The following is an 18,178-nucleotide window of genomic DNA, read 5'->3' on the forward strand; positions in this document are numbered from 1 at the left end:
TGCTGCGTTCCGGCCCGCCCCTGGGCATTTTCCTGCGGGAGTCTGCATGATCCGTTCGCTGGGCATCGATCACGCGCTCGTTTGCGTGAACGACATCGTCGCGGCGCGCGACAGCTATCTTCGGCTTGGCTTTCTCAGCCGCGGCTTCAGCCAGCATCCCTGGGGCACCAGCACGACGGTGCTGATCTTCAGGGACCAGCTTTTCGAGATCGTCGGCATCGGCGACCCCGCGCTGCTGGATGGCCATGAGGCCGGCGGCTTTCGCTTCGGCCGCCATGTCGAGGCCCATCTGGCGGAACGCGAGGGCGTCTGCCTGATCGCGCTCAACTCCGCCGATGCCGCCGCCGACGCGGAGGCACTGGGGCGGCGGGGCGTGACCGTCACCGGCACCATCGACTTCGGCCGCGCCGTCACCCGCTCGGACGGAACCCCGGACCGGACGCGGACGCAGCTGAAGATCCTGGCAAACGACCGGCATCCGCGGCTTTCGCTGTTCGCATGCCAGCAGTTCCGCCGCGATCTGATCGAATATCCCGAATGGATGGATCACCCGAACGGCGTCACCGGAATTGCCGGGCTGACGGTGGTCGCCGATCCCGAAGACACCGCCGGGGTCGTCGACTGGTTCGAGCGCATCCATGCCGCAAAGGCGGAAAGGCTGGACCCCCGGACCTTGCGGATCGCCACCGCCAGGGGCGGCTGGACCGTGACCGACCGCGCCGGGTTCATCGCGCGGCACGGCACCATCCCGAACATGCTGGCCGATGCGACCCTGCCAAGCGTCGCGGCCATCGACCTGGTGACCGCCCGGCCTGCCGATGTTGCAGAGAAGGCGGCAGCGGCCGGCCTGGAGGCGCATTGGATCGACGACGCGCTGGTGCTGCCGCAGGCCGACCGGCTCGGCGGCGTCGTCCTGAGGTTCGGCCGCTTCGGGACGTGACGGCCGGCTGCGGAAGCCGCTGGCGGGAACCCTATCGGCAGGCCGGCGGGCGGGCCAGCGCCGCCGCTCCGGTCGATGCGGCAAGGCGCAGGAAGGACAGCGCGGCAAGCCCCCCGCCAGGCCCATGGGCAGCAAGACCGCGCGGAAATCGGCCAGCGCCGCCCCGGCGCCGCGACCGCCCGACAGTTGCGACAACCGGATCACCCCGACCGAACAGGCGACTGCCAGGACCATCGCGACCCGCTGGGTCATCGCCGGAAATGTCATCGCGGACGGGCGGTCATCCCGCCCGATCTCTCATCATCGCCCTTGATCCCCGGATCATCGGCGGCACGGACGCCCTGCCCCATATCGAGCGCCTGGCCGCAGCCATCGAGGCGCAGCCGCACGCTCGCATCCCCGGACCATGGCGCATCGCCCTGCGCCAGGCCGCCGCCGCCAAAGGCATCGACCTGCCCGAGGCGCTGCTGTCCCGGATCGAATGACGGCCCCGCGCAAGGCTCCGCCAAGGGGCCATGCGATCATCAGCACGTTGCGACGGCCGGGCCGGGGGCGCTTCAGCTGGCTCCCTGCCCGCTGAACGCCACGCCCGGCAAGGCGGCCTTGCGCCTGAGCGTCTCCGGCACCGCCGACCCGCCGCGCTGCCCAAAGCCATCCGCCCGCGACATCGCATGGACCGGGAAGGCCGCGGCGCCGACGCCCAAGGGCAGGTTCAGGCTGGCGGCATAGATCAAGGCAAGGTCCAGATCCTTGGCCGCCAACGCCAGGCCGAACTGGGGCGAAATATCCCGCCGAGGATCTTGCGGTCATAGGCCCCGGACCGGAACCCCTTGCCCGCCGCATTCGATCGCCCTCGGCAGCGGGGCCGGGCTCATCCGTTCCCCGCCCGTCCGGCTGGGCTGATGGACGCCGCCAGATCCTCGATCACCGGCAGGTTCCGCAGTGGACCGATCTGCAGCCCGCCATCCGCCAGCACGCGCTTGACATGCGTGCGGCAGGTCCGGTGCGGCCGGCCGTCGACCATCCCGCACATGCCGAGGCGGCAGGCAGAGCGACAGGTCAGGGACGGATCAACGGTCCGCTGGATCCCGCTGACAACGTCGAGCACGGTCTGCTTGCCACGACGCCCCGGTCCACCAGACCCGCGCCAGACCGAAACCTCCATCGTCGTTGCATTCTCGCTCACGGCGCAGCCGACGGCTTACCTTTTGAACCCGCCGTATGTCCGCGGGTGAAAGGATTGCACGCCCGTCGAGGATTTGCGCTGCCGCTGACAGCCAGATAGCCCGACCGACTCAGATGCGGGCGGCCGGGGGGTGAGAGCGGGGCATCGGCTTCCACGCCATTTGCGCCGCCTGGGCGCGCTGCCCGCAAATCCGGCAGGGACGATGCGGCCCCATCGCAGGGCTTTCCGGCGCTTTCGGCGGGCGAGGTTCGCTTTCTGCCTATTATTCCGCCAGAAAATGCCCGACGCTCGTCAAATCCTGATTTCGCTTTGGCCGCAGGCGGCCCGGCTGTGGACAGTGCCCGCCCAGATGCGAAGATCATGGGCAGAGGCAAGGGTGGCGGCGATGACGATGTATTACAATGAAATGGTCGATGGCGGCCGGGTCCGCGAACCCTATGCCATGCTCTCGGACTGGATCGAGGCCATGCCTGCCGAGATCCGCCAGATGAAGCAGGCCGAGGCCGAGGCGCTGTTCCGCCGCATCGGCATCACCTTCGCGGTCTATGGCGAGGGCGGCGACCCGGACCGGCTGATCCCCTTCGACATGATGCCCAGGGTGTTCCTGCAAAGCGAATGGCGCCGGCTGGAACGCGGCATCAAGCAGCGGGCGCGGGCGCTCAACGCCTTTCTGCGCGACGTCTATGGCCGGGGCGAGATCGTGCGCGCCGGCCGCATCCCCGCCCGGCTGGTCTACCAGAACGCGGCCTATGAAAAGGCGGTGGTCGGCTTCGTGCCGCCGCGCGGGGTGTTTTCGCATATCGTCGGCATCGACATCGTCCGCACCGGCCGGGACGAGTTCTACGTGCTCGAGGACAATTGCCGCACCCCCTCGGGCGTCAGCTACATGCTGGAGAATCGCGAGATCATGATGCGCATGTTCCCGGCGCTGTTTCGCAACAACTGCATCGAGCCGGTGGACCAGTATCCCGAACTGCTGCGCCGCACGCTCGCCTCGGTCGCGCCGGCGAAATGCGACGGACCGCCGACCGTGGTGATCCTGACGCCCGGCCATTACAACAGCGCCTATTACGAACACAGCTTCCTTGCGAACCTGATGGGCGTCGAGCTGGTCGAGGGCAGCGACCTCTTCGTCGATGGCGGCTTCGTCTACATGCGCACCACCCAGGGGCCGAAGCGGGTGGACGTGATCTATCGCCGCATCGACGACCAGTTCCTCGATCCCTTGTGCTTCCGCCGCGATTCCATGCTGGGCGTGCCGGGCTTGATGGATGTCTATCGCTCGGGCGGGGTCTCGATCGCCTCGGCGCCGGGCGCGGGCGTGGCCGACGACAAGGCGGTCTATACCTTCGTCCCCGAGATGATCCGCTTCTACCTGGGCGAAGAGCCGATCCTGCGCAACGTCCAGACCTGGACGCTGTGGAAGGACGAGGATTACCGCTATGTCATGGCCAACCTCAAGGATCTGGTGGTCAAGGAGGTGCATGGCTCGGGCGGCTACGGCATGCTGATCGGCCCCTGCGCGACCCAGGCCGAGATCGAGGCCTTTGCCCTGCGCATCCAGGCCGACCCCGGCAATTACATCGCCCAGCCGGTGCTGGCACTGTCCACCAGCCCGACCTTTGTCGACGAGGGGGTGGCGCCGCGCCACGTCGACCTGCGGCCCTTCTGCCTCTGCGGCGACCGGATCGAGCTGGTGCCGGGCGGGCTGACGCGCGTGGCGCTGCGCGAGGGCTCGCTGGTGGTGAACTCGTCGCAGGGCGGGGGCGTCAAGGACACCTGGATCCTGTCGGAATAATGGGAGGGTCAGCCATGCTCAGCCGCACCGCCGCCAACCTGTTCTGGATGGGCCGCCACCTGGAACGCGCCGAAACCGCCGCCCGCCTGCTGGACGTGGGCGCGCGCATCACCCTGCTGCCCAACACCGCCGAGGGCTATCGCAACGAATGGGAATCGCTGCTGCGCGCCTCGGGGGCGCAGGCCGCCTTTGCCGAGCGCTACGGCGACGAGATCACCCAGGAGAACATCGAAAGCTGGCTGTTCTTCGACCATGCCAACCCGTCCTCGGTCGCCTCTTGCATCGAGCGGGCGCGCGAGGGCGGGCGGATCGTGCGCACGGCGCTGACCAGCCAGGTCTGGGATGCGCTGAACATGGCCTATCAGGAGCTGCGGGCGCTGGAGCGGCAGCCGCGCGCCCGGCTGGATACCGCCATGCTGACCGATTTCACCACCCGGCACGGCTCGACCGTGCGCGGCGCGATCAATGCGACCCAGCTGCGCAACGACGGCTGGCATTTCGTCAACCTGGGCTATTCGCTGGAACGCGCCGACGCGACCGCGCGGCTGCTGGACGTGAAGTATTTCGTGCTGCTGCCGCGGGTGGAGTTCGTGGGCTCGGGCCTCGACAACTATCAATGGCAGGTGATCCTGCGCGCGCTTTCGGCGCATCGGGCCTTCCACTGGGCCTATGGCGGCGAGGTGACGGCCGGCAAGGTGGCGGATTTCCTGATCCTGAACGGCGAGAGCCCGCGGTCGCTTTTGACCTCGCTTTACGAGGCGGTCTGGCATCTGGACGGCCTGGTGCGCCGCTATGGCGCCGAGGTGCCGGCCAGCGCCTCGGGCCGCGCGCATGAGACGCTGGAGCAGCTGATGGCGCGCGACATCGAGGCGATCTTCGACGAAGGGCTGCACGAGTTCCTGTCCTGGTTCATCAACGAGCTGGCCAGCATCTCGAACGCCGTGCATGACGATTACCTGAGCGGGCGGATGTAGGGGGCAGATGTCATGCGGCTGAAGATCATCCATGAAACCAGCTATTTCTACGATCCGCCGGCGCAGGGGCTGGTGCAGAGCCTGCGCCTGACCCCCTCGGTCCACCAGGGGCAGCGGGTCTCGGGCTGGACCATCTCGGTCTCGGGCGGCCAGCGCGGCGCGAGCTTCCGCGACGGCGCGGGCGACTGGATCGAGGGCTGGACCGTGCGCGGCCCGGTGCAGGAGGTCGTGGTCTCGATCGCCGGCCAGGTCGAGACGCGGGACACCGCCGGCGTGCTGCGCGACCATCGCGAGACCGTGCATCCGCTGGTCTACATGCGCCCGACCGCCGTGACCGGGACCGATCCGGGGCTATGCGAGCTTGCCCGTTCCGTGCAGGGCGAGGATGCGCTGGACCTGGCCCACCGGCTGGCCGAGGCGGTATCGGCCGCCATCGCCTACGTCCCCGGCGTGACCGAGTCGCACACCACCGCCGCCGAGGCGCTGGCGCTCGGCCAGGGCGTCTGCCAGGACCATGCCCATGCGCTGATCGCCTGCGCCCGCGAACGCGGTATGCCGGCACGCTATGTCTCGGGCTATCTGCATTCCAACGCCGGGGGCGAGCCGCATGACGCCGCCCATGCCTGGGCCGAGGTCCATGTCGGCGCCTTGGGCTGGGTCGGCTTCGATGCGGCCAATGCCTGCTGTCCCGACGACCGCTATGTCCGGCTGGGTTCGGGTCTGGATGCGGATGACGCGGCGCCGGTGCGCGGCACCACCTTCGGCACGGGCGAGGAAAGCCTGGACGTGCGGGTGCAGGTCGAGGAGATGGAGCAGTAGCCCTGCCTGTTGCGCCGGGCGCGGGGCGGTCGTATCCCTCGGGGGATTTTGTGCCATGGAACGGTCATGACCTATTGCGTCGGCTTGAAGCTCAACGAGGGGCTCGTCCTGCTCTCGGACACCCGGACCAATGCCGGGCTGGACAACATATCGACCTATCGCAAGATGTTCTTCTTCGAGCAGCCGGGCGAGCGGGTGATCGCGATCATGACCGCCGGCAGCCTGTCGCTGACCCAGACAACCATCGCCCGCCTGCAAGAGGCCATCGAACTGCCCGAGGCCGATGAAGAGACCTCGATCATGCGCGCGTCCACCATGCTGCAGGTGGCGACGATCATCGGCCGGACGCTGAACCGCACCCGGCGCGAGATCGTGGACCAGTGCCGCGACCTGAACCAGCAAGCCAGCGCCAGCATGATCGTCGGCGGCCAGCGCGCCGGCGGCGAGATGCGGCTGTTCCTGATCTATCCCGAGGGCAATTTCATCGAGGCGACCGAGGACACCCCCTTCCTGCAGATCGGCGAGCACAAATACGGCAAGCCCATCCTCGACCGGGTGGTGACGCCCCAGACCTCGCTGGCCGATGCGCAAAAGGCGGTGCTGCTGTCGATGGATTCGACGCTGCGCTCGAACCTGTCGGTGGGGATGCCGCTGGACCTGGCGGTGATCCGCAAGGACGACTGCCGGGTCAGCCACAAGCGCCGCATCCTGGAAGGCGACCCGGCCTTCATGGCCATGTCCGCCGCCTGGTCCGCGGCGCTGCGCGACAGCTTCGTCAAGGTGACGATCTAGCGCCCCTGTCAGCCAGGCTGGCAAAGGCCCATGGCTGGCGGTTCCTGCCCAAGGTCATTCCGGTGCCGGCCCTGCTTGGCCATGGGCACAAAGGCCGGGGGACGACCCGAAGGTCCACGAAGCGCAATCCCGCAACCAGCCCGCCCAGTGCCGTGCCCCGGATCAGGATAGGGCTTCGTGGTCCCTGCCCAGGCGGCCGGACTATCCTGCACAAAATGTCGCAGGTCAATACAACATCTTGACGGATACGGCGTCATCATCCCCATATGTAGGCATCACGGTTCTTTCGGGTCGATCCGGTCCGAAAGCGAAGAGGGAAGCCGGTGCGCCTTTCGGGGCAAGGCCGACGCTGCCCCCGCAACTGTAAGCAGCGAGCCTGCGCCGGATCACGCCACTGGTGCCGCACGGCATTGGGAAGGCCGGCAAGGGCGGCGACCTGCGAGCCAGGAGACCTGCCGTGATGATGACGATGAACCACGGGCGGGGTGTCCCGGCGGTGCGCCTGGCAATGCGGCCTTGTCGCCGCAGGGCTCCATGCGTCCTGGCCTGCCCCGCCCCCAGCAGCACGGGGAACAGATGCAGCCATCCTTCACCACCAGACCTGCCAAGGCCGGCGCCGCCGTCCGCAGCACCGCAAGGGCGGCAGCAAGCCGCAGGCAAGGGAGGGCGCGTTGATGCCGGCGCCGCTTACGTCCCCGCCCATCGCGCCGGCAAGGGATGTCGCCATCGATGTCGCCTCGTCGGTCAACGAATACCTGGACCGCGCCGATTGGCGGGTGAATGCCAACGCCAACCAGGACTATTCGCTCGGCGGGCTGATCCTGAACGTCTCGGGCAAGGTGGTGGCCAATTACTGGCTGTCGCATGTCTATCCGCCCGCCGTGGGCGAGGCGCATCGCCGGGGCGACCTGCATATCCACGACCTCGACATGCTGGCCGGCTATTGCGCCGGCTGGTCGCTGCGCACCTTGCTGACCGAGGGGTTCAACGGCGTCCCCGGCAAGGTCGAGGCCGGGCCGCCGAAGCGCCTGTCCAGCGCCATCGGCCAGATCGTGAACTTCCTGGGCACGCTGCAGAACGAATGGGCTGGCGCGCAGGCCTTCAGTTCCTTCGACACCTATATGGCCCCCTTCATCCGCAAGGATGGGCTGGGCTATGCCGAGGTGCGGCAGGCCATGCAGGAGCTGATCTTCAACCTCAACGTCCCCTCGCGCTGGGGCACGCAGACCCCGTTCACCAACCTGACCTTCGACTGGGTCTGCCCCGAGGATCTGCGCGACCAGGTGCCCGTGATCGGCGGTCAGCCGATGGGTTTCACCTATGGCGATCTGCAGGCCGAGATGGACATGATCAACCGCGCCTATATCGAGGTGATGACGCGCGGCGACGAAAAGGGCCGGGTCTTCACCTTTCCGATCCCGACCTACAACATCACGCCGGATTTTCCCTGGGACAGCGAGAACGCCAAGCTGCTGTTCGCGATGACGGCGAAATACGGCCTGCCCTATTTCCAGAACTTCCTGAACTCGGACCTCAAGCCGAACATGGTGCGGTCCATGTGCTGCCGGCTGCAACTGGACCTGACCGAGCTGCTGAAACGCGGCAACGGGCTGTTCGGCAGCGCCGAGCAGACCGGCTCGCTGGGCGTCGTCACCGTCAACTGCGCGCGGCTGGGCCATCTGCACAAGGGCGACGAGGCCGGGCTGCTGCGGCGCCTGGACGAATTGCTCGACCTGGGCCGCGACAGCCTGGAGATCAAGCGCCGGGTGATCCAGCGGCTGATGGACGACGGGCTGTTTCCCTATAGCCGGCGCTACCTGGGCACGCTGCGCAACCATTTCTCGACCCTGGGCGTCAACGGCATCAACGAGATGATCCGCAACTTCACCGACGATGCGCATGACATCACCACGGGCTGGGGCCATGCCTTCGCGCTGCGGCTGCTCGACCATCTGCGGGCGCGCATCACCGCCTTCCAGGAACAGACCGGACATCTCTATAACCTGGAGGCGACGCCGGCAGAGGGCACCACCTATCGCTTCGCCAAGGAGGACCGCAGGCGTTTTCCCGGCATCCTCCAGGCCGGCACCGAACACGAGCCCTATTACACCAATTCCAGCCAGCTGCCTGTCGGCTTTACCGACGACCCGTTCGAGGCGCTGGAACGGCAAGAGGCGCTGCAGCGCAAATACACCGGCGGGACGGTGCTGCATCTCTACATGGGCACGCAGCTGTCCTCGGCCGAGGCCTGCCGCAAGCTGGTGCGCCGGGCGCTGGAGAATTTCGGCCTGCCCTATATCACCGTCACGCCCACATTCTCGGTCTGCCCCAGGCATGGCCATATCGCGGGCGAACACGCGTTCTGCCCGCGCTGCGACGAAGAGCTAATCGCGAAAAAGCGGCAATCGGCCGCGCATTGAGGAAGGAAAAGACCATGTTCGACGACCGGAAAACCGGACCGGAAGAGATCCTGCTGGCGGATGAGGAACGCCAGCCCTGCGAGATCTGGACGCGGGTGATGGGCTATCACCGCCCGGTATCCTCGTTCAACCGCGGCAAGAAGGGCGAATTCCGCGAGCGGCTGTATTTCAGCGAGCGGCGGGCCGATCTTGGCTGAGATCCGCATCGGCGGCCTGCAGCGCCTGTCCAGCTGCGACTGGCCGGGCGAGCTGGTCGCCACCCTTTTCCTGCAGGGCTGTCCCTGGGACTGCCCCTATTGCCACAACCCGCATCTCATCCCACCCGAGGCCGAGGGGGCGCTGGATTGGCAAGAGGTCCTGGGCTTTCTGGCGGGACGGCGCGGCCTGCTTGACGGCGTGGTGTTCTCGGGCGGGGAGCCGACGCTTCAGCGCGGCCTGCCCGAGGCGTTGCGGGCGGTCCGGGCCCTGGGGTTCAGGACGGGCCTGCACACGGCCGGCCCCTACCCCGCCCGGCTTGCGGCGGTGCTGCCGCTTTGCGACTGGGTCGGCTTCGACGTGAAGGCGCCGTTTTCCGGCTATCGGCGGGTGACGGGCGCAACCGGCAGCGGCGACAGGGCCAGGGAAAGCCTGCGGCTGCTGCTGGCCAGCGGCACGGCCCACCAGGTGCGCACGACGGTCGATCCCACCCTGATCGACGGGGCGGCCTTGGCGCGGATGGGCGCGGAACTGGCGGCGCTGGGTGTCGCCGACCATGTCCTGCAGCCCTGCCGCAGCACCGGAACACCCACGAGCCGTCCGGTGCGCAAGGGCTGAAAGCCGGCCTTGGGGGCCGGCATGCCGTGGCGAAGGAACCGGGGCGGCGTCTCTCAGCCCATGCGGGCAGCGGGCTGGTCTATGCCGACGGTATCGACCGCATCCGGCCGGTGGGCTCGGGCCGAACGGCTATCTTTGCGGCCGGCCGGAGCCGTGCCCGATGCCTTCCTCACCTCCGGCCTCTGCCGATGCGGGTGTCAGCGAAAGCCCGGCGGGCAGGTTGTCCGGTTTCAGATACCCATGGCAAGCAAAATTGATGATGGCCGAGGTGACATCTTCCACCGAATGCCGCCCGCCGGGACGATACCACTTATACATCCAGAGCGTCATCCCCAGAATTATGCTTGCAGCTATATGAGGATCGACATCCACGAAAACCCCCTTTTCGACGCCCTCCCGATATATCTGCTCTACCGTGCGCAGGTATGATTTCTTGACTTCCCGGACCTGGACCAGCGCGCTTTCCGGAAGCTCGGATTCGTTTTCGATATATACGGCAAGGTCGGCCATGTTCGAGGAAAACATGTCGATCCGGCCGCTCATGATCCTGACAAGCTTTTCATGCGGGCCAATATCCATTTCCAGGATTTCATTGAGCTGCGCCGTCGACATCTCCATGAATCTCTGGTGTATTTCCAGAAGGATGTCGGACTTGCTCTTGAACCAGTAATATATCGCGGGCCTGCGCACGCCGAAGTGGTCGGCAACCTCCTGGAGACTGGTGCCGCGATACCCCTTCTTTCGGAACAGATCCGCCGAAACCCGCAAAATTTCGTCCCTGGTCAGGTTGGGTCGCGCATTCGGAGTTCTTGAGATCGGCGTCATGGTCGTGGCTTCTCGTCATCAAGGAATTATTGTTGCTCGTTCATCGCGCGGCCATGATGGCATTTGCCCCATGAGCAGCGCCCATTGATCTTTCGGGCGACAGTTTCCCTGCCGAGCCATGCAACCCCGCTTGAACTGCGCACAGATCGGTTCTCAATCTCGTTTTTCGGACGACGGCTGTCCTGGTTGAACCGCCAGCAATAGGGTCGTTTCGTTCGGTTCACCTTATAACCGTCGAGGATCAGGGGGCCGTTATAAGGAAGGATCACCAGACCGAACCTAACCGCCCGAGGCGCGACTGGCAAGCGCCCAGCCGCCGCGGGGCGGAAGGTCGCGCCGAGGATTTCAGCATCGGAGGCCCGGACGGAGAGAGGTCCCCCTGCGGAATACTATCTAGTGAAAACAGTAAACTAACTTCATGAAGGTCAGTCTTGCGCCACAACATGAGACCTGGGCGGCTCCGCGGCACACGCCCGAAGATTCCGCCCTGCAAAACGATCTTGACACGAATCGAAGCACGCTTTACTTACTAGAAAGTAAGCGCGGGGGAGATGTGGATGAGCCCGCAGGGATAGGCTGCGCCCGGCGGGAAACCGGCCGGATTCTGCGACGGTGAGCAAAATCGCTTCCGGCAGGAAGGCGATCTCTGCAATTCGGAAAGCTAGGCGTATCCTTAAAATGAATGCGCGCCCGACCATTTCGGTTGCGCAGACCGAAAAATACGAGATGGCTTCCCGCGACAACTATGGCGTCATTGGCGCGGAAAGCCGCGCCGTATTCGCATATCGAAGACAAGTACCCGAATGGCCTTGTTCGATAACCCCTCCCTGGGATTGACAGGGAACCTTGCCCACCTTCTTGCTGACGATCGCCGCCGCTTCATGCGAGCGATGTGCTGCATCCTTGATCCCCGCCAGCATTGCCAAAAACCCTGCCTTGCCGGCGCCTTGCCAAATTTACAAAAACGGCATCAAATTTCGTATTGCAAAACACATTTCCTAAAAGTAATTTACCTAAGGAAGGCGACCTGCCGCGCCTCGGCCGCGCGCTTTCCGCGCCAAAGCGAAGGGCGCGCCCTGCCCTGCCGGCAGGTTTCTTGCATTTCATCTTGGGGAGGAGAAAGACATGAAACAAACCATCTCGCTGGCAAGGACAGCATTGCATGCGGGAACGGCGATGGCGTTCCTTGGCATGGCGGCCGGTTCGGCCGCATATGCGCAGGAGGTGACGCTCAAGCTGGGCAGCGTCCTGCCCGCCGGGCACTATATCCACCAGCACCTGGTCGATGTCTTCATGGCGGATGTCGAGCAAAAGACGAACGGCGCGATCAAGTTCGAAAGCTATCCCGCCGCGCAGCTTGGCAAGGACGTGCCCGCCACCATGGGCAGCGGGTTGCTGGACCTGGGCGTCGTCATCACCGGGCATTATGCGGCCAAGTTCCCGCTGTCCTCGGTCGGGGAGCTGCCGGAAGGCGCCGGAAGTGCCTGCCAGGGCTCGGCCAAGATGTGGGCGCTGACCCAGCCCGGCGGCATCCTGGACCAGGCGGAGTTCGCGCCCAAGGGGCTGCGCGTCCTGAACGCCAACATGCTGGCCCCCTATGTGCTGTTCACCGGCAGCCGCAAGGTCGAAAAGCTGGACGACGTGCGCGGCCTGAAGATCTGGTCCAGCGGCCCGGCGGCCGAAAAGGCCATTGCCGAGATGGGCGGCGTGCCGATCAAGGTCTCCTCGACCGAGCTTTACGATTCCGCCACCCGCGGCACCGTCGACGGCGCCGTGTTCCCCTATTCCGGCCTGGTCCAGTACGAGCTTGAGCCGGTGCTGAAATATGCGGTCGACGGGGTCAACTTCGGCTCGGGCGTGTTCTTCATAACCGTCAACCAGCGCAGCTGGGACCGCCTTACCGAGGAACAGCGCGCGGTGATGAGCGAGGCGGCGCTGGCCGCGCAGCAGTCGTTCTGCGCCTATATCGACGAAAACAACAGCGAGCTTCGGGAGCAGGTCGCGGCGCGGGACGGCTATACCGTCACCACCCTGGAAGGCCCCGCCCAGGAGGAATTCGTCGAACGGCTGAAGCAGGGTGCGGTCCACTGGGCCGGGGTCATGGACAAGGCCGGCCTGCCGGGCAGCGAGGTGCTGAGGGCGCATCAGGAAGCCGCCGCCGATTGACGCGACAGCGGCCGGTCCCGCCGCGACATCCGTTGCGGCGGGGCGGATCTCTTGTCGCCGGGGCATCAACGCAAGGGCAGGGCATTGGAAGAATTCGACTATGTTATCATCGGCGCCGGCAGCGCGGGCTGCGTCCTGGCGCATCGGCTGACCGAGACGGGCAACCATAGCGTCTGCGTGATCGAGGCTGGCCCGCCGGACCGCAACCCCTTCATCCATATCCCCGCAGGATATGTGAAGAACGTCATGAACAAGGATCTGACCTGGGGCTTCGTCAGCCAGCCGGTCCCCGGCATCGGCGGGCGCTCGGTGGGGCTGCCGCAGGGCAAGACACTGGGCGGCTCCAGCGCCATCAACGGCATGGTCTACAATCGCGGCCAGCGGGCCGACTATGACGGGTGGGCGCAGCGCGGCAATCCGGGCTGGAGCTATGACGACGTGCTGCCCGCCTTTCGCCGCTCGGAAAAGCGGGGCGGCGCTGCCGATCAGGACTATCGCGGCACCGACGGCCCCCTGACCGTGACCGACCCGGCCTTCGACAACCCGCTGTGCCGGATGTTCGTCGAGGCGGCCAGGGAAATGGGCATCCCCGAGGTCGAGGATTACAACGCCGCCGCGCAGGAAGGCGTCGGCGGCTTCCAGTTCACCATCGACCTGTCGGGCCGACGCTCGGTCCGCATGAGCACGGCCCGCGCCTTCCTGCATCCGGCCGAAAGAACCGGCCGGGTCTCGGTGCGGACCCATGCCTATGCGGCGCGCATCCTGTTCGAGGGCAAGCGCGCCATCGGCCTGCGCTATCATGCCGGCGGCCCGCATGGCACGCCCAGCGAGGTGCGCGCCCGGCGCGAGGTCATCCTGTCGGCGGGCGCGCTGAACAGTCCGCGGCTGCTGCAGATCTCGGGCATCGGCGATCCTCGACATCTGCGCGGGCTGGGGGTGGACCCGGTCGCCGCCCTGCCCGGCGTGGGCGCGAACCTGACCGACCACTACCAGGTGCGCGCGGCGGTGCGGCTGAAGGACATCCGCACCGTCAACGAACGCGGCCGGGGCCTGGCGCTGGTTTCGGAGGTCGCGAAATGGGCCCTTGGCAGCCGCGACACCATCCTGGGCATGGGGCCGGTGCCGATGCGGGTCTTCATGCGCTCGGACCCGGCGCTGGATGCGCCCGACCTTCAGCTTTCCTTCACCCCGGCCAGCTATCGCGAAGGGGTGGCGGGGCTTCTGGACCGCTATCCGGGCATGACCTGCGGCGGCTACATGCAGCGCCCGGAAAGCCGGGGCTGGGTGCGGGCCGTGTCCACCGACCTGGCGGTCCAGCCCGAGATCCAGCCCAACTACCTGGCGACGGAACGCGACCGCATGGCCATCGTCCAGGTGCTGAAATACGCGCGGCAACTGCTGGGCGCGAAAAGCTTCGCACCCTATTACGTCCGCGAGGAATTTCCGGGCGACAAGGTCTCGACCGACGACGAGATCCTGGACTTTGCCCGCCAGTTCGGCGGCACCGCCTTTCACCATTGCGGCACGGCCCGCATGGGGCCGGCCAGCGACCCGATGGCGGTCGTGGACGAAAGGCTGCGGGTGCATGGGCTCGAGGGGCTGCGCGTCGTCGATGCCTCGATCATGCCGGCGATCATCTCGGGGAACACGAATGCGCCCACCATCATGATCGCCGAGAAGGCGGCAGAGATGATCCGCGCCGACAACGCCGCCTGACCTGCGGCCGCGCATCGGCCCGCGCCTTTGCGCCTTGCGGGCGGGCCCGTGGGGTGACGCAAGCCGTTGTTGCGGCGCAGAGCGGAGGCTGTGTCGAATACATTGCGGCATCCAGTTTCGCTTCGCAAAACATGTTGACGCGAATCGGGATTAGATTTACTTACTCGAAAGTAAGCAAAGGAGATGCGGATGATCCCCCAGCTTGCCAGGAATGGATCCACCTCGACGAAAAGATCGGTCGGGCCCTGCGATTGTCAACGAAGATTGGGCTGGCAGCGGCTTTCCGAAACCGCGGCCAATCCGCAAGGCGAGGATGCCCAGGAACATGGAAATCCCTCGGCAATATCCGCGCCCCTTTCCGTATAAAACCGGGCGGCAGGGACAGGAAATCGCGAGGCAGGAGGAGGATTATGGATATGAATGAGCAGGTGCTTGACGATTTGTCGGCATTCGTGGCCGATACCCGCTTCGAGGATCTGCCTGCGGCGGTCGTGGATGAAACGGTTCGGATCATTCTCGACTCGGTCGGCTGCGGCATTGCCGGGACGACGCATAAGCGCGGCCAGATCGGCGTCGATTACGGGCGGATGCAGGCCGGGACGGAGGCGACGATCCTGGGGACCGGCCATCGCGCCTCGATCCTTGGCGCCGCCTTCGCCAATGCCGAGCTGATCAATGCGCTGGACCATGACGCGGTCCTGCCGCCCGGCCATGTCTGCCCCTATGTCCTGCCCGGCGCGCTTGCCCTGGCCGAAACCCGGCATGCCAGCGGCCGCGAGCTGATCCTTGCGACCGCGCTGGCGCACGAGATTTCCTGGCGCATCGGCAAGGCGATGGATTACCTGCGCGACATCCGGGACGGCAAGGTCGAGCCGCCGCCCGTCTGGGGTTTCGCCAGCACGATCTTCGGCGCGACCGCCGCCATTTCCAAGCTTCAGGGCCAGCCCGCCGAGGTCGTCGGCAATGCGCTGTCGATCGCGGCGATGATCTCGCCCGTGAACGCGGCGGCGTCCTGGCGCCAGCACGCCCCGCCGACGACGATCAAATACATGCTGGGCGGCTGGCTGGCCCATGGCGCGATCACCGCCGCGCATATGGCGGGCTTCGGCCATCGCGGCGACCGGCAGATCTTCGAGCCGGAATACGGCTATCCGCGCTTCATCGGCACCCGCCGCTGGGAACCCGAGCATATCCTGGACAAGCTTGGCAGCGAATGGCGCTTTCCGTCCGAAAGCTCGTTCAAGCCCTATCCGCATTGCCGCGTCCTGCACGCGCCGCTGGACGCGCTGAACCAGATCATCGACCAAAACCGGATCACGCCGGACGAGATCGAAGGCATCAAGGCCTGGGTCGAGGGTTTCCTCGAACGCCCGCTGTGGATGAACCGCGACATCACCGACGTGACGGATGCGCAGTTCAGCATCGCGCATGGCCTGGCGCTTGGCGCCCATCAATTCCTCCGCGGCCCGGAATGGCAAAAGCCCGAGAGGGTCTATGACCCCTCGGTCATGCGGCTGATGGAGAAGGTCGAGCATGTGATCCACCCGGATTATGCCGATTCGCTGACCAAGGACCGCGCCAGCCGCCCGACCCGCGTCGAGGTCCGCGCGCGCGGCCAAGTCTTCGTCGCCGAGCGCAGCCACCCCAAGGGCAGCGGCGCGCCGGGCAGCGACAGCTACATGACCACTGCCGATCTGGTCGAGAAGTTCCGGGTGAATGCCGAAGCCGTCCTGGCGGAGGACCGCGCACGGCAACTCGCCGACAGGCTGCTGGGCCTGGCCGATGCCGACGACGTCTCGGATGTCGTCAAGCTGGCCGGCACAGGCTGAACGGGGCTGGTCTTGCCGGCGGTGCGGGGCGGCGCATGGGCCCGGCAGGACAGGCAGGACTTCGCGCGGGAAAGGCTTTCCCCAGGTCGCCGCCGAACGGGGTGGTCCGAACCGGATGCCCCGAGGGGAACGATCGACCCGTTTTCGGGCCGCGTATGAAACTGCTGCAGCGCAGGGAGGATGAAATGCCGCGTTTCGACTTTATCGTGTTCACGAATTGCAAGGAAGGCACGGACGACGAATTCAACGACTGGTATACGCATCAGCATCTTCAGGACGTGATGCGCATTCCGGGCGTGGTCAGCTCCCAGCGATTCAAGCGCAGCGAACACCAGCGCGATCCCGGTCCGTTCGAATGGAATTACCTCGCCATCTATAATTGCGATACCGACGACGTTCAGGACATCATCGGCCAGATCCGGGCGCGCGTGAATACCGATGCGATGCCCATATCGGACACGCTTGCGGAAAAGCGCTTCTTCTGCGTCTTCGAACCGATCACGGATATGCAATATCCGAAAGAATAAGCCAATCGCCCCCGCATGCCCATGGCGCTTCAATGCCAGGCCGTGGCGGGGAAACACGCGCCCCTTTTCAATTGACCAACACGAGGATTCCCATGGAGAACATCCTGACCCCCGACCAGCAGGAGATCCGGGATGCGGCCCTGCGCATCGCGTCGAAATTCGGCCCCGACTACTGGCTGGAACGCGACCGCGAGGGCGGCTTCCCCGAGGCCTTCTATCGCGCCTGCGCCGATGACGGCTGGCTCGGCATCGCCATGCCAGAGGCCTATGGCGGCGCCGGCCTCGGCATCACCGAGGCGGCGATCTTCTTGCAGGCCATGGCGGAATCGGGCGGCGCGGTGCAGGCCGCCTCGGCCATCCACCTCAATATCTTCGGCCTGCAGCCCATCGTCCTCTTCGGCACCGAGGAACAGCGCCAGCGCATGCTGCCGCCGATGATCCAGGGCAAGGTCAAGGCCTGTTTCGGCATCACCGAACCCGATGCCGGGCTGAACACCACCAAGCTCAAGACCCGCGCCGTGCGCCAGGGCGACAAATACATGGTCAACGGCAAGAAGGTGTTCATCTCGACCGCGCAGGTGGCCGATTACATCATGCTGCTGGCCCGCACCACGCCGATCGAGGAATGCAAGCGCCCGACCGATGGCCTCAGCATCTTCTACACCAAGCTCGACCGCAGCCGCATCGAGGTGCGCGAGATCGACAAGATGGGCCGCAAGGGCATCGACACCAACGAGCTGTTCATCGAGAACCTGGAAATCCCCGCCGAGGATCTGATCGGCGAAGAGGGCCAGGGCTTCCGCTACATCCTGCACGGGATGAACGCCGAGCGCATCTTCGTGGCCGCCGAATGCATCGGCATCGGCCGGGCGGCGAACGAGCGCGCGGTGCAATATGCCAAGGAGCGCGTGGTCTTCGACCGGCCCATCGGCCAGAACCAGGGCATCCAGCACCCCTTGGCGCAGAACTGGGCGAACCTGGAGGCGGCGAACCTGATGATGCTGCATGCCGCAAGGCTGTGGGACGAAGGCAAGCCCTGCGGTTCCGAGGCGAATGCGGCCAAGCTTCTGGCCTCGCAGGCGGCGGTCGAGACCTGCAAGAACGCGATGCTGACCCATGGCGGCTATGGCTATGCCAAGGAATACCATGTCGAGCGCTTCATGCGCGAGATCATGATCCTTTATATCGCCCCGATCACCCCGCAGCTGATCCTGTCCAACATCGCCGAGAAGAAGCTCGGCCTGCCGAAGTCGTATTGAGGGCGTGCCGCCCCCGGCGGATCGTCGCCGGGGGCACGGCCCAGGAAAGCTCGGCAGAAAGAGCGATCCCAAAGAGCAAGCTGCTTGCCGCCATCCGCATTCTCGGGCTGGGTG

The 18,178-nt window shown here is 66.0% G+C and carries 17 protein-coding genes and 1 riboswitch; of the genes, 14 read left to right on the forward strand and 3 right to left on the reverse strand.

What is annotated here, in order from left to right:
* The first annotated feature begins 46 nt into the window (after positions 1–46).
* Both KF941_RS17540 and KF941_RS17545 read left to right on the forward strand, forming a co-directional pair.
* Positions 47–940, forward strand: a complete 894-nt coding sequence (locus tag KF941_RS17540) for a VOC family protein (RefSeq protein WP_240540472.1) — start codon at positions 47–49, stop codon at positions 938–940.
* A 260-nt stretch (positions 941–1,200) separates the two neighbouring features.
* The gene (locus KF941_RS17545; RefSeq protein WP_214274064.1) at positions 1,201–1,425 is read left to right on the forward strand and encodes a hypothetical protein; all 225 of its coding nucleotides are present in this window, start codon (positions 1,201–1,203) and stop codon (positions 1,423–1,425) included.
* A gap of 72 nt (positions 1,426–1,497) precedes the next feature.
* On the opposite strand, the gene KF941_RS17550 is transcribed toward KF941_RS17545, so the two are convergent.
* On the reverse strand, positions 1,498–1,674 hold the full coding sequence (locus tag KF941_RS17550; protein ID WP_214274065.1) for a hypothetical protein: 177 nt from the start codon (positions 1,672–1,674) through the stop codon (positions 1,498–1,500).
* Between the two features lie 137 nt (positions 1,675–1,811).
* Complete coding sequence (locus tag KF941_RS17555) at positions 1,812–2,126, reverse strand: 2Fe-2S iron-sulfur cluster-binding protein (RefSeq protein ID WP_346429009.1); 315 nt, start codon at positions 2,124–2,126, stop codon at positions 1,812–1,814.
* Between the two features lie 385 nt (positions 2,127–2,511).
* Here KF941_RS17555 and KF941_RS17560 point away from each other — a divergent pair, with 385 nt between their 5' ends.
* From KF941_RS17560 to KF941_RS17590, 7 genes are all read left to right on the forward strand, one after another.
* Complete coding sequence (locus KF941_RS17560; RefSeq protein WP_116221202.1) at positions 2,512–3,924, forward strand: circularly permuted type 2 ATP-grasp protein; 1,413 nt, start codon at positions 2,512–2,514, stop codon at positions 3,922–3,924.
* A 14-nt stretch (positions 3,925–3,938) separates the two neighbouring features.
* Positions 3,939–4,898: an alpha-E domain-containing protein gene (locus tag KF941_RS17565; RefSeq protein ID WP_114536544.1), complete on the forward strand. Its 960-nt coding sequence runs from the start codon at positions 3,939–3,941 to the stop codon at positions 4,896–4,898.
* Between the two features lie 12 nt (positions 4,899–4,910).
* Positions 4,911–5,717, forward strand: a complete 807-nt coding sequence (locus KF941_RS17570) for a transglutaminase family protein (RefSeq protein WP_036752622.1) — start codon at positions 4,911–4,913, stop codon at positions 5,715–5,717.
* Between the two features lie 66 nt (positions 5,718–5,783).
* Positions 5,784–6,509, forward strand: a complete 726-nt coding sequence (locus KF941_RS17575) for a proteasome-type protease (protein ID WP_036752624.1) — start codon at positions 5,784–5,786, stop codon at positions 6,507–6,509.
* Positions 6,510–6,770: 261 nt separating this feature from the next.
* Positions 6,771–6,984, forward strand: a riboswitch (cobalamin riboswitch).
* Positions 6,985–7,183: 199 nt separating this feature from the next.
* Complete coding sequence (locus KF941_RS17580; protein WP_214274066.1) at positions 7,184–8,929, forward strand: ribonucleoside triphosphate reductase; 1,746 nt, start codon at positions 7,184–7,186, stop codon at positions 8,927–8,929.
* Between the two features lie 14 nt (positions 8,930–8,943).
* Positions 8,944–9,126, forward strand: a complete 183-nt coding sequence (nrdD, locus tag KF941_RS28385; protein WP_011749260.1) for an anaerobic ribonucleoside-triphosphate reductase — start codon at positions 8,944–8,946, stop codon at positions 9,124–9,126.
* Positions 9,119–9,742 carry an anaerobic ribonucleoside-triphosphate reductase activating protein gene (locus KF941_RS17590; RefSeq protein WP_116221204.1) on the forward strand — a complete coding sequence of 208 codons (624 nt, stop codon included), beginning with the start codon at positions 9,119–9,121 and terminating at the stop codon, positions 9,740–9,742. Before nrdD ends, KF941_RS17590 begins: the two co-directional genes overlap by 8 nt.
* A 129-nt stretch (positions 9,743–9,871) precedes the next feature.
* On the opposite strand, the gene KF941_RS17595 is transcribed toward KF941_RS17590, so the two are convergent.
* Positions 9,872–10,567 (reverse strand): TetR/AcrR family transcriptional regulator, encoded by a 696-nt coding sequence (locus KF941_RS17595; RefSeq protein WP_116221205.1) that lies wholly within the window; start codon positions 10,565–10,567, stop codon positions 9,872–9,874.
* 1,125 nt (positions 10,568–11,692) lie between these two features.
* On the opposite strand from KF941_RS17595, the gene dctP reads away from it, so the two are divergent.
* From dctP to KF941_RS17620, 5 genes are all read left to right on the forward strand, one after another.
* The gene (dctP, locus tag KF941_RS17600) at positions 11,693–12,733 is read left to right on the forward strand and encodes a TRAP transporter substrate-binding protein DctP (RefSeq protein ID WP_214274067.1); all 1,041 of its coding nucleotides are present in this window, start codon (positions 11,693–11,695) and stop codon (positions 12,731–12,733) included.
* Positions 12,734–12,817: 84 nt separating this feature from the next.
* Positions 12,818–14,449, forward strand: coding sequence for a GMC family oxidoreductase N-terminal domain-containing protein (locus KF941_RS17605; RefSeq protein WP_036752638.1), 1,632 nt, complete (start codon positions 12,818–12,820; stop codon positions 14,447–14,449).
* A gap of 410 nt (positions 14,450–14,859) precedes the next feature.
* Complete coding sequence (locus KF941_RS17610) at positions 14,860–16,278, forward strand: MmgE/PrpD family protein (protein ID WP_214274068.1); 1,419 nt, start codon at positions 14,860–14,862, stop codon at positions 16,276–16,278.
* 155 nt (positions 16,279–16,433) lie between these two features.
* Positions 16,434–16,805: a DUF4286 family protein gene (locus tag KF941_RS17615; RefSeq protein ID WP_214274069.1), complete on the forward strand. Its 372-nt coding sequence runs from the start codon at positions 16,434–16,436 to the stop codon at positions 16,803–16,805.
* A gap of 92 nt (positions 16,806–16,897) precedes the next feature.
* Positions 16,898–18,064: an acyl-CoA dehydrogenase family protein gene (locus tag KF941_RS17620; protein ID WP_214274070.1), complete on the forward strand. Its 1,167-nt coding sequence runs from the start codon at positions 16,898–16,900 to the stop codon at positions 18,062–18,064.
* The last annotated feature ends 114 nt before the right edge of the window (positions 18,065–18,178 follow it).

This window comes from Paracoccus sp. pheM1 (assembly GCF_018499825.1).
Classification (GTDB): domain Bacteria; phylum Pseudomonadota; class Alphaproteobacteria; order Rhodobacterales; family Rhodobacteraceae; genus Paracoccus; species Paracoccus versutus.

Bases quoted from the DNA above. Each gene is read 5' to 3' on its own strand.
- KF941_RS17540 (WP_240540472.1), top strand. From the start codon at position 47: ATGATCCGTTCGCTGGGCATCGATCACGCGCTCGTTTGCGTGAACGAC.
- KF941_RS17560 (WP_116221202.1), top strand. From the start codon at position 2,512: ATGACGATGTATTACAATGAAATGGTCGATGGCGGCCGGGTCCGCGAA.
- nrdD (WP_011749260.1), top strand. From the start codon at position 8,944: ATGTTCGACGACCGGAAAACCGGACCGGAAGAGATCCTGCTGGCGGAT.
- KF941_RS17610 (WP_214274068.1), top strand. From the start codon at position 14,860: ATGGATATGAATGAGCAGGTGCTTGACGATTTGTCGGCATTCGTGGCC.
- KF941_RS17580 (WP_214274066.1), top strand. From the start codon at position 7,184: ATGCCGGCGCCGCTTACGTCCCCGCCCATCGCGCCGGCAAGGGATGTC.
- KF941_RS17615 (WP_214274069.1), top strand. From the start codon at position 16,434: ATGAAACTGCTGCAGCGCAGGGAGGATGAAATGCCGCGTTTCGACTTT.
- KF941_RS17565 (WP_114536544.1), top strand. From the start codon at position 3,939: ATGCTCAGCCGCACCGCCGCCAACCTGTTCTGGATGGGCCGCCACCTG.
- KF941_RS17575 (WP_036752624.1), top strand. From the start codon at position 5,784: ATGACCTATTGCGTCGGCTTGAAGCTCAACGAGGGGCTCGTCCTGCTC.
- KF941_RS17570 (WP_036752622.1), top strand. From the start codon at position 4,911: ATGCGGCTGAAGATCATCCATGAAACCAGCTATTTCTACGATCCGCCG.
- KF941_RS17545 (WP_214274064.1), top strand. From the start codon at position 1,201: ATGTCATCGCGGACGGGCGGTCATCCCGCCCGATCTCTCATCATCGCC.
- dctP (WP_214274067.1), top strand. From the start codon at position 11,693: ATGAAACAAACCATCTCGCTGGCAAGGACAGCATTGCATGCGGGAACG.
- KF941_RS17595 (WP_116221205.1), bottom strand. From the start codon at position 10,567: ATGACGCCGATCTCAAGAACTCCGAATGCGCGACCCAACCTGACCAGG.
- KF941_RS17620 (WP_214274070.1), top strand. From the start codon at position 16,898: ATGGAGAACATCCTGACCCCCGACCAGCAGGAGATCCGGGATGCGGCC.